Raw genomic sequence first — 10404 nt, 5'->3', positions numbered from 1 at the left:
CCCCCTGTCGCCAGTGGGCCAGCTTGGTTTTCAGCTCCAGGGCCAGCCGTTGGGCCGTTTTATGGCCTACCCCCGGCGTGAGGGAGAGCAGGCGCACGTTTTCGGTCACCACCGCCTGCACCAGCTCCGGCAGGCTGAAGGTATTCAGCAGGGCCAAGCCCAAAGCCGGCCCCACCCCCGAGACTTTGATGAGTTCCACAAACAAGTCCCGCTCAGCTGGCGAGCCAAACCCGTACAACACCAGCTCAGTCTCTCGCACCACCAAATGGGTGAACACCCGGACGGGCTCCCCCACTGCAGGCAGTTGCTTGAGAAAACGTCCTGGGGCCTTGACGCGATAGCCGATCCCCTGCACCTCAACGGTGAGGCTGCTGCGCTCTCCCCATTCGATGGCCACAAGGTGGCCGCTTAAAAACGCGATCATGCTGCGAGTTTAATCTGGGTTTGGGATGCTCTGCTCGACTGGAGCTCCAAAGTCGGCCAAGCAATCTAAAGTCCTTGCCAAAGGCTGCTTCCCTACAAGGCTATTTCACAGACCATTTCTCTACCTGTAGACTGTTCCCCATCCAGCTCTGTATTCTCCCTCATCCATGCCGATTCGCCCTTTTCCCATCGGCCAATGGCTTTGGATCCTGTTCTCGCTGGGGGTGCTGCTCTTTCTCCATCTTCCTCTGCTGGTGATCGTCCTTTACGCCTTTAGCCCCGATGAGGCGACTTTGCGCTTCCCTTTGCCGGGGCTGACCTGGCATTGGTTTGCCGTGGCCTGGGGGCGGGCAGATATTTGGCGGGCCTTGTTTTTGTCTTTGCGGGTGGCTGTGCTGGCTACCGGAGTGGCGGTGGTGCTGGGATCCCTGGCGGCAGCAGCAGTCTATCGCAGCCGATTTTTTGGCCGCGAGACGATCTCGTTTTTGGTGTTGCTGCCCATCGCCTTGCCGGGCATTGTCTCCGGGATCGCCTTGCGCTCGGCGATCCATTTGCTGCATATCCCTTTCAGCTTTTGGACAATTGTTATCGGCCATGCCACCTTTTGTCTGGTGGTGGTGTACAACAACGTGCTGGCCCGGTTTCGCCGCATGGGACGCTCTCAACTGGAGGCTTCTGCCGACTTGGGGGCTAATCCTCTGCAAACCTTTCGGTACATCCTTCTGCCCGAACTGGCCTCGGCCCTATTGGCGGGATCCCTGCTGGCGTTTGCCCTGTCTTTCGATGAAATCATCGTCACCACCTTCACCGCTGGCCAGCAGCAAACCCTGCCGATCTGGGTGTTCAGCCAGCTAACCAAGCCTCGGCAGCGTCCGGTGATCAGCGTGGTGGCTCTGGGGGTGATTGGCCTGACGGTGCTCCCCATTTGGCTGATCCATCATTGGACTCAAGAGAAAACCACGACTCGCTGATGGCTCTTTCCAGCCTCATGCAAGGTTTGCACTTGGAGGGATCCCTAAGTATTGGCCGGAGTCGCTGTAACAGCAAGGAAACGCTGGCCCTGGTTGATCGCAGAGCCCTTGTGAGAAAATGTAACAAGCATTTCATTTGTGAAAATTGAGGTATCTATGGCTGTCACTCGTGCCGGACGCGCCCCTCTCGTGCGGGGCAGCAGCGAGGGAAATCCTGCCAAGTTCATGGAAATGGCCAGCGCTTTGCTCAACACCCGCACCCGCCAAGGCAGCGGCAAAAAGGTTCAAGATCGCTCCTCCTACGGCAAAGCGGGCAACCCGCAAGAGTTCATGCAGATGGCCAGCGAATTGCGCCGATCCCTGGAGCAGCAGGGTCGGTAGCCAATCCTGTCCACCCCCAGGGGATCCCCGTCCAGTTGCCTAAGCTGGACGGTTTTCTTGCTGCTCCTCTCAAGCCAGAGGCGGCCAATCGCTTCTGAGGCCACTCACCGGTGTTGGATCCCGTTACAGGCCCAACTTCGAGTCCAGAGCTCCGCCCTTGAGCTTCTGGGCAATGAGCCGGCAGAAGAGCAGCATGTCAGGATGGGAAAAGTGCTCATCGGGGCGCTCTTGCCGGTGGACGTGATTGAGGCCAAGACGACATGAAAAACAAAGGCTTTTGGCTGGCCGGGATCCTGGGGGTAATCTTGGATCAGGCGACCAAGCACTGGGCAGTGGAACGGCTGCTGCCGGGGCCAGAGATTGAGCTGTGGCCAGGGGTGTTTCACCTCACCTACGTGGAGAATACCGGCGCTGCTTGGAGCCTGTTTGAAGATTCGGCAGAGCTCTTGAAGTGGATCTCGCTGGGGGTGGCGCTGGCGTTGGCGCTGCTGGCCATTCGCGGCGGGATCCTGGGCCGATGGGAACAGGCCGGCTATGGCTTGGTGTGGGCAGGAGCCGTGGGGAACGGCATCGACCGCTTCGTCAACGGCTATGTGGTGGATTTTTTCAATTGGGTCTGGATTCGCTTTCCGGTATTCAACGTGGCCGATGTGGCCATCAACCTTGGGGTGGCCTGTCTGCTGATTGGTCTGCTACAGGACAACTCGAAGAAAACGGGATCGACTTCCGCCTCGCCCTGCCTGGAGAAAAAGCCCGGTCGCGACAGCACCCACTTTAAGGATTGACGAGCCGATGAACAGCCTTCAGGGATCCCTTGGGATGCTCAGGCCTTTGGCCAGGGGGATCCCCGGTCAGCTGCAAGGACTCCGTCCGCCTATTGCAAACGGCTGGCTTGCTGAGCCACCTGGCAGAAGCGCTCGACATCTGCGGGCAAAGTGTTAAAAGCCGTCACCAGGCGGATTAAGTGGTGACCTTCCCCCAGCCAGCGGTAAAACCGAAACCCCGCTCCCTCTAGGGCCTGGAGAACCGGCTCCGGCAGCTCGATAAAAACCTCATTGGCCTCGGTAGGATACACCAACTTGGCTCCCGGCAGGGATCCCAGTCCCTGAGCCAACTGCTGGGCCATCGCGTTGGCATGGCGGGCATTGCGCAGCCACACCCCATCCTGGAGATAGGCCTGCAATTGGGCAGACAAAAAGCGCATCTTCGAGAGCAGATGGCCACTGCGCTTGCGGCGAAACTCAAAATCGCCCACCTGATTTGGATGAAAAAACACCACCGCTTCCGCAGCCCAGGCTCCATTTTTGGTGGCCCCAAAGGACAGCACATCCACCCCCGCTTTCCAGGTCATCTCGGCAGGGGTGCAACCCAAACCGACCAAGGCATTGGCAAAGCGGGCCCCATCCATATGCACCTTAAGGCCAAAGTGATGGGCCAAATCCGCCAGGGATCCAAGCTGCTCCAAGGAGTAGAGGGTGCCGGCCTCAGTGGCTTGCGTCAGGCTGAGGCAGGCAGGCTGCACGTGATGAACCACCCCAAACCCCGCCCGCTCCAGGGCTGCTTTTAAGTTGCCCCAGTCAATACGGCCTTGCTCTCCGGGGATCCCCACCAACTTGGCCCCACCTGTAAACAGCTCTGGCGCTCCACATTCGTCCAGATTGATGTGGGCCTCGGGATGGCAATAAATCGCCCCGTAGGGCGGGGTGAGCACCGAAAGGGCCAGGGCATTGGCAGCAGATCCTGTTGCCACCGGAAACACTGCCACTTCATGCTCGAAGATCTCGGCAAACAGCCTTTGCACCTGCGCTGTGCATTCGTCCCCTCCATAGGGCATGGCGGATCCCCGGTTGAGGGCCAACAGGGCTTCCATCACCTCAGGACAAGCGCCTGTAACATTGTCGCTGCAAAAGTTCATGGCATGGACAACTGGGGGATCTCGCCGAGGAAGGGTTAGGGCCAGTTTATTTCGCGCCAACCCAACCGGGATCCTCCAAAGTATCCCAGTCCCGACCTGCCTCTCCCTCAACCGTTTGCAATAGCGGGACAGAGTCCTTTTGGGGATGGGAAGGCGGCTCAGGCTGGTCGCGATAGCGGGACGGAGTCCTTTCGCAATAGCGGGATGGGGTCTTTGCACTCCACCACAACCCCAAAGCGGGCCCCAACCCCAACAACAGGCCCAGCCCCGCCGGCGCAACAATGCCAGAGCCCAGGCTCATCAACAGGGCAAAAGCAAAATTAGCTACATAGAGCACCAGCGGCCCCACCAACTGGCGGCGGTCAAGGATGGGTTGATCCTCGCCCCACAGCAGATTGGCCACCGTCATGAAGGCAGCCCCAGTCAGCATCCAACCCCCGAAGTTTTGCAGCGGCATACCGAAGAAGGGCCCCGGCTGAAACCACGTCCAGAAGGGAATCGAGCCGCGGGTCATGGCCGGATCCAGCACGAAGTCCCAGGCGGTGAGCAGCAACGCCCCCAACATAATGGCCTCGAAGTGAATCAGCCAGTGGCGCTGGGTTTGCAGAGCCACACGCGCCAACAAATAGGACGACAACCCCACATAAAACCAAGACAGAGGGATGGTAAAAGGCACCAACCCGGCAATCTTATAGCCCAGCCCACTCAGGTAGCCATAGTTGCCAAAGGGGATCCCAGTGCTGGTGCCCAACAGCTCACTGCCCAAGGAAATGCCCACCGCCGGGATCAAAAACATCAATAGGCGCCGCATCCCCAACAGCCGGGATCCCATCAGAGCTGCTGCCAGCGCGCCGAACACCATGTAGGCCACGCCGCCGTTGCCCATGCTCAAGGAGAAGGCTTGAAGGCCAATGGGGGGCAAACTGGCCACCCACTCGGGATGCGGTACAACCCAGAGCAACCCTGCCAACCCAAAAAGCAAAGACAGAATGTGTAAACCCAGAGCCAAAGCTTCCAGCCGCCGCCAAATCGAGCCGGATAGGGGCAGAACGCTCTGCCCATGGAAAGGCAGGCCGACGAGAACACCAGAGGACGAGAACCAACGCATGAGAAACTCCCGAAGAGTGGTTAAGCGAAGCCGCTCTGTCTCCTTGCAACCCATACGGCGGCTGAGGGAAAAAGCGGATGGCCCCAAGAGAGAGCCTAAAGCCAAGAACAAGCCCGCTTGCTTGCAGGCCGGCCTACTTGGGATGGCCCTCTGGGCAGGGATGTCACCACCGCTAACGGTGACACTGCTGATATTTTGCTGTCTATTGTATCAATTCGTAAACATCTCGCCCGTTTTTCCTCAGGTCTCCTCCCCGTCTTCGCCGCAGGGATCCCGGGTGGGGGTGTACGCCCAGTTGGCTCGTGCTGTGGAGCGCCAGGACTGGCTTCAGGCCCTGCAGCTGGTGGATCTGTTGCAGCAGCACACGGAAGATCCCGCCCAGCGTCAGGATCTGGAAGACTATCGGCTGGAGCTGGAAAAATATCGTTCTGCTTATGGGGATCCGCCGCCGCCCCAGTGGCCGTTTTTGCACAAGCCCTTTGTTGGGGAATTTCCTGTCACCAACCTCTTCGACCATGACTTGCCTTTGGGGGAGAGGGATGGCAACAGACGGTTTGTGAGTGGGCAAGGCCAGGTTTGGATCCCCGACCCGCTGCACCCCTGTGGCAAAAGCGATGGCCATGCCGGTTATGACTGGGAGATGCCGGTGGGCACCCCGATTTTGGCTGCTGCCGCAGGACGGGTCACCTTGGCCCGTGAGGAGCCGGAGTTTTTTTGCCCCGGCTTGGGCCGACCGGTCAGGGGGTTGCGGGTGCGCCTTCTGCACGAGCCAGAACTCTCGGAGGGGGAGAGAACAGACGGGAGAGCACTTCCCCGCTGGGAGACCCTCTACGCCCACCTCAGTCAAATCGGGGTGCAGGAGGGGCAAGTGGTGGCCGCAGGAGCAGTCATCGGCCTATCGGGAGACAGCGGCTGTGCCAGCGGGCCCCATCTCCATTTCGAGGTGCGTCGCTTCGACAACACCAACTCGGGCCAACCGGCTGCCGTCGATCCCTACGGGTGGTTTGGGTCTGGCCTGGATCCCTGGAGCATTCATCCCCTTGGGGCCGAAAGCCTGTTCCTTTGGCAGGTGGGACAAGCCCCCAGCTTGGGAGCTTGCTGGCAAGGGTAGCGATAGCCGAGACGGACATCCGCTCTGGGCGAGACCTCGCTGACAAAGATGGATATTGACAGGCAGATTCACAACAGTCACAACAGATGATGGACTTATAGATCTCGACGGACAAAGCCATCCCCCTCCCATTGGTAGAGGGTAGCCCTCAAATCACGGCTGGCACCTGTCGGGCTTGAGATGACCAGGATCCCTTGCGGGCTGACCCGCAGGCTGGCATTGCTCAGATCCGTCACGCTCAGCAGCGGCACAAGTCCCTCAGGCCGGTGTTCCAAGACCAAGACAGAGCGCAGCAGGCTGATGCCCCCTCGCTCGGTGAGGAGCACCAACTTGGGCTGTGGGCTGGAGGTAATGTCCGTGCGCAGGTGAGCCTCCACCAACCGTCCTGGGATCGGCTCAGCCGTGTGGAGCAGACGAAAGCTATACCCCCCCTGGTGCTCGAAGCTGAGAACGCGCACCACCGGCTCCACGGTGGGCTGCCGCTGAATCTGAAACACAGCCACCACATCCTGGCGAGATGGAGAGGTTAGGCTGGCCGGGAACAGGCGTAGGTTTTCGCCACGATTGCCGCGAATGAAATCCCACCAAATGGATTGATTGAATAAAGCCACAACCCCACCTCGAGCAGCGCCGCCCTCAGAAGGAACCGGCAGCAGCGGAAGCACGGGCTGGGGATAGGCAGGAACAGCAGCAACCGGTAGAGTGGTAGCCAAGGCCACTCCCCAGGCTATTCGACCACAGGAACACAACAGCTTCCGCATATTTCCTCACTCCTCGCCCCTAAAATTCTAAAGGACTCCAAGGTTCTCCCAGTCAACCAAACAGCCGGGATACAGGGATCCCTTTTATGTCGAACGCAACCTCGATCTCACCTTGATCTCGCCTGGCAATGGGCTACCAAGTTAGGGTGAAAAGCCTGGAGCTTCCTCTGTAGCCAACAAAGTCGGCTTGGAACGACGCCCCGCCAATTTGAAAGGGATCCCCCAGGAGCAAGGGGCAGCCCCCCCCGACGGAGGGCTCTATTTTTCGGCAGCCAAAAACAATTGGGCCCGCCAAAAGCAGGCAATGGACTTGCTGTCCAAATCCATTCCCAAACGGGCCATTTCTGTAAGCTCAGAAGCAGAAAACTCCACTACGGTAATATCTTCATCCTCATCCTTATCGGGAGGGGAATCCAGCACTTCCAGCTCCCGCGCCAGATAGGCGTACATGATCTCGCTGGAATAGCCGGGGCATAGATAGAATTGGCCGAGCGAATCCCAGCGATGGGCACGCAGGCCCGTTTCTTCTTCCAGCTCGCGGCGAATGGTGTCGTCGGGATGCTCCCCTGGCTCGACCGTGCCTGCCGGAAATTCATAAAGGTAGGAGGCAACCGCAAAGCGATATTGACGAATGCAGACGAACTTGCCTGCTGCAGTGACGGGCACTGCCACCACCCCGCCAGGATGGATGAGGTACTCCCGCTCTCCCTCTTTGCCGTTGGGAAAACGCAAACGCTGGCTGACGAAGGTGTATTTGTGGCCTTGATAGCGGAGGCGCTCACGAATCACCTGAGATGGGTTTTGCATGGCAAGGGATCCCGAGAGTAGAGCCGCTCTCAGCTTAATGGTTTTCGGCGCTGTTGCAACCGGGCAATCCAGAGGGATTCACACGCCCTTGGGATCCCGTGTCTGGGGTAGAGTCAGGAAAAGCACAAAAGTTGCAGGCCATGATTTACCCTCCCTTGAAGGAGTTTCTTGCCCTCACCAAGCAGGGCAACTTTATCCCGGTGTACCAGGAATGGGTGGCGGATTTGGAAACGCCGGTTTCTGCCTGGTATCGGGTTTGTGCCGGCCAGCCCTACAACTTTCTCCTGGAGTCGGTGGAGGGGGGGGAACAGGTGGCCCGCTACAGCTTCCTGGGCTGCGATCCCCTGTGGGTTTTGGAAATACGCGGGGATCAGGCGCTACAGCGATACCGCGATGGCCGACAGGAGCACCACCAAGGGGATCCCTTCGCAATTTTGGCCCGCTGCTTGCAGCCCTATGAGCCGGTGCATTTGCCGGAATTGCCCAGCAGCATCGGCGGCCTGTTTGGCTACTGGGGCTACGAGCTGATTCGCTGGATTGAGCCCAAGGTGCCCATCCACCCCCTGCAGCCGGGGGATCCCCCTGATGCCGTTTTGATGCAGGTGGACAGCATTTTGCTCTTTGACCAGGTGAAGCGCAAGATCTGGGTGGTGGCCTTCGCCGATACCCGTCACCACGCTGCCGAGGAAGCCTATGCCCAAGCCTGCCGGCGGGTGGAAAAGCTGATGCAGCAGCTCAGCGCTCCTCTTTCCCTGGCCCATCTGCACCTCAACTGGAAGCCCCACCTGTCGGAAAGGACTCCGTCCCGCTGGCGCGAACAAATCCCCCCCAGCACCCTGAGCCGCCCAGCATACTGCCAAGCCGTGGAACAGGCTAAGGACTACATCCGCGCCGGAGATATCTTCCAGGTGGTGCTCTCGCAGCGGTTTACCGTCTCCCTTGCCGGGGATCCCTTTCGCCTCTACCGCTCGTTGCGGCTGATTAACCCTTCCCCTTACATGGCGTTTTTGCAGTTTGGGGATCTCTGCCTCATCGGCTCCAGCCCAGAGGTGATGGTCAAACTCAGCCGCGTGGGGGAAGACCGCATCGCCACCGTGCGCCCCATTGCCGGCACCCGCCCCCGCGGCACCACCCCTCAGGAAGACCGGCAGCTGGAGCAAGAGCTGTTGGCAGATCCGAAAGAACGGGCCGAACATGTGATGTTGGTGGATCTGGCCCGCAACGACCTGGGACGGGTCTGCCAACTGGGATCTGTGCAGGTGGACGACCTGATGCAGATCGAGCGCTACAGCCATGTGATGCACATCGTCAGCAACGTGGTGGGGCGGCTGGATCCCCAGTACAGCGCCTGGGATCTGCTGCGGGCCACCTTCCCCGCCGGAACCGTTACCGGCGCCCCCAAAATCCGCGCCATGCAGATTATTCATGAGCTGGAAGGATGCCGCCGCGGGCCCTATGCCGGCGCCTATGGCTACTACGACTTTTCCGGCCAACTGAACACCGCCATCACCATCCGCACCCTGCTGGTTCATCAGGGCCAGGTGAGCTTGCAGGCCGGGGCAGGTATTGTGGCCGACTCGGATCCGGAGCGGGAATATCAAGAATGTCTAAACAAAGCGCGGGGCATGTTAATGGCTGTGGCCAGTTTGCAGGAGACCTAGCCGATGTTGGCCCAGTTGCGCTTCAGCCCTGCGGTTCGCGTCAGCGGGACGGAGTCCTTACAGGAGCTCCAGCAGCCGGATCCAGAGACCGTAGAGCAGGCTTTTGAACTGTTTTCCACAGAGGGCTATCTGGTGTTGCCGGAGATCTTTCCCCCCGAGCTCATCGACAAGTTGCACAGCAGCTTTCTGGCCACCTACAGCCACTACTGCACCCACGAGCACCACGCCGATGCCCTGTTAGTGGGCAATAGACGGGTGATGGTAACGGTTCGCCTGGAGGGCCCCTTCAACGATCCCCTCATCTATGCCCATCCTCTGATCTTGCCCATCCTGAAGCGGATTTTGGGGCCGGAGTTGATCTTGAGCGGGCTGGGGGCGGTGGTCTCTCTGCCGGGATCCGCCGATCAACAAGTTCACCGGGATCTGTCTCATCTGTTTGGCGACGAGACCTTGGATGCGATCATTCCCTGCTATGCCCTGAATTTACTTATTCCTCTGGTGGAGGTCAACGAAGAGAACGGCATGACCCGTCTCTGGCCCGGCAGCCATGCGGTCTTCGATGCCCACTATACCGAGCTGGCCCAGCAGATGCCCTTTGTCGATCCACCCTTGGCCAAGGGATCCTGCCTCCTGTTCGACTACCGCCTGATTCACCTGGGTCGGGCCAATCGCTCCCCTGCCCCCCGTCCCCTTCTCTACAACACCTACAGCCGCGCTTGGTTTCGGGATCCTGTCAACTACACTCGGCAACCTCCCCTGGTGATCCCGGCCCAAGAGAAAGAGCGGATCCCAGCCGAGCATCAGCGCCTATTCGTGACGGCACAGATTGTGTAGACGGCCCGGAACTGCGAGCTGACCGAAAACTCGGCGGCTCAGGCCCCGGCATTTATGCCTAGGGATAAGCTACCGTCTCCTGATAGGATGTGAGTATCGCTCCACCCATTTATAGAAAGGTGCAGTGCTGAAGGTGAAGTAGAAGTATCTGGGGTGTTTCCACATCCCAGTAGCTGGTGCGTTCGCCTTGGCGGCGCGAAGCGCTTTGGCGTCCCCCACGGTGCTGCGGTATAAGCCACATGCTCGGTGTAGCTCAGTCAGTGGGAGTTGTTTTGCTGGCTGAGAACGGATCCTCTGGCTTTAGCCGTGGGGAGAACGTCAACCTCTCCTCTTGTTTGAGGAATCCGGTCAGCTAGACCGCCGAGAAGCGACGCCCTCTATGTATCAGCATGAGGGTCAGGATGAAAGGCGGAAACCCTTGCTATGGTAAAC

11 protein-coding genes are annotated in these 10404 nt (G+C 59.4%); 6 read left to right on the top strand and 5 right to left on the bottom strand.

Annotated features, from left to right (window positions below):
* On the bottom strand, positions 1-424 hold a 424-nt coding region (ruvA, locus tag NW856_RS09915), incomplete at its 3' end, for a Holliday junction branch migration protein RuvA (RefSeq protein WP_414400055.1).
* A 166-nt stretch (positions 425-590) separates the two neighbouring features.
* On the opposite strand from ruvA, the gene NW856_RS09910 reads away from it, so the two are divergent.
* The 3 genes from NW856_RS09910 (at position 591) to lspA (ending at position 2560) form a co-directional block, all read left to right on the top strand.
* Positions 591-1394: an ABC transporter permease gene (locus tag NW856_RS09910; RefSeq protein ID WP_414400054.1), complete on the top strand. Its 804-nt coding sequence runs from the start codon at positions 591-593 to the stop codon at positions 1392-1394.
* 156 nt (positions 1395-1550) lie between these two features.
* Entirely contained in the window at positions 1551-1775 is a 225-nt protein-coding gene (locus NW856_RS09905) for a hypothetical protein (RefSeq protein WP_148202686.1), read from the top strand.
* A 260-nt stretch (positions 1776-2035) separates the two neighbouring features.
* A complete protein-coding gene (gene lspA, locus NW856_RS09900; protein WP_414357254.1) occupies positions 2036-2560 on the top strand; it encodes a signal peptidase II in 525 nt (174 codons plus the stop codon).
* 89 nt (positions 2561-2649) lie between these two features.
* Here the strand turns inward: lspA and NW856_RS09895 are convergent, their stop codons facing one another.
* Together NW856_RS09895 and cruF are read right to left on the bottom strand one after the other, a co-directional pair.
* Positions 2650-3750 (bottom strand): threonine aldolase family protein, encoded by a 1101-nt coding sequence (locus NW856_RS09895; protein WP_414400053.1) that lies wholly within the window; start codon positions 3748-3750, stop codon positions 2650-2652.
* Entirely contained in the window at positions 3737-4798 is a 1062-nt protein-coding gene (gene cruF / locus NW856_RS09890; protein ID WP_414400052.1) for a gamma-carotene 1'-hydroxylase CruF, read from the bottom strand. The genes NW856_RS09895 and cruF overlap by 14 nt, the downstream gene beginning before the upstream one ends.
* Before the next feature lie 205 nt (positions 4799-5003).
* Between cruF and NW856_RS09885 the strand changes: the two genes are divergently transcribed.
* Positions 5004-5909, top strand: a complete 906-nt coding sequence (locus tag NW856_RS09885; protein ID WP_414400050.1) for a M23 family metallopeptidase — start codon at positions 5004-5006, stop codon at positions 5907-5909.
* Positions 5910-6004: 95 nt separating this feature from the next.
* Here NW856_RS09885 and NW856_RS09880 read toward each other — a convergent pair whose 3' ends face one another.
* The gene (locus tag NW856_RS09880) at positions 6005-6670 is read right to left on the bottom strand and encodes a hypothetical protein (protein ID WP_414400049.1); all 666 of its coding nucleotides are present in this window, start codon (positions 6668-6670) and stop codon (positions 6005-6007) included.
* Positions 6671-6928: 258 nt separating this feature from the next.
* Complete coding sequence (locus NW856_RS09875) at positions 6929-7477, bottom strand: NUDIX hydrolase (protein WP_414374942.1); 549 nt, start codon at positions 7475-7477, stop codon at positions 6929-6931.
* 140 nt (positions 7478-7617) lie between these two features.
* Between NW856_RS09875 and trpE the strand changes: the two genes are divergently transcribed.
* Together trpE and NW856_RS09865 are read left to right on the top strand one after the other, a co-directional pair.
* Positions 7618-9138 carry an anthranilate synthase component I gene (trpE, locus tag NW856_RS09870; RefSeq protein ID WP_414388266.1) on the top strand — a complete coding sequence of 507 codons (1521 nt, stop codon included), beginning with the start codon at positions 7618-7620 and terminating at the stop codon, positions 9136-9138.
* A gap of 3 nt (positions 9139-9141) precedes the next feature.
* Complete coding sequence (locus NW856_RS09865) at positions 9142-9972, top strand: phytanoyl-CoA dioxygenase family protein (protein WP_414400048.1); 831 nt, start codon at positions 9142-9144, stop codon at positions 9970-9972.
* The last annotated feature ends 432 nt before the right edge of the window (positions 9973-10404 follow it).

It is taken from the genome of Synechococcus sp. R3-13 (assembly GCF_047462195.1).
Taxonomy (GTDB): Bacteria; Cyanobacteriota; Cyanobacteriia; order Thermostichales; family Thermostichaceae; genus Thermostichus.
The sequence above is the reverse complement of the archived record's forward strand: the minus strand, read 5'-3'. Positions and strand labels throughout refer to the sequence as shown.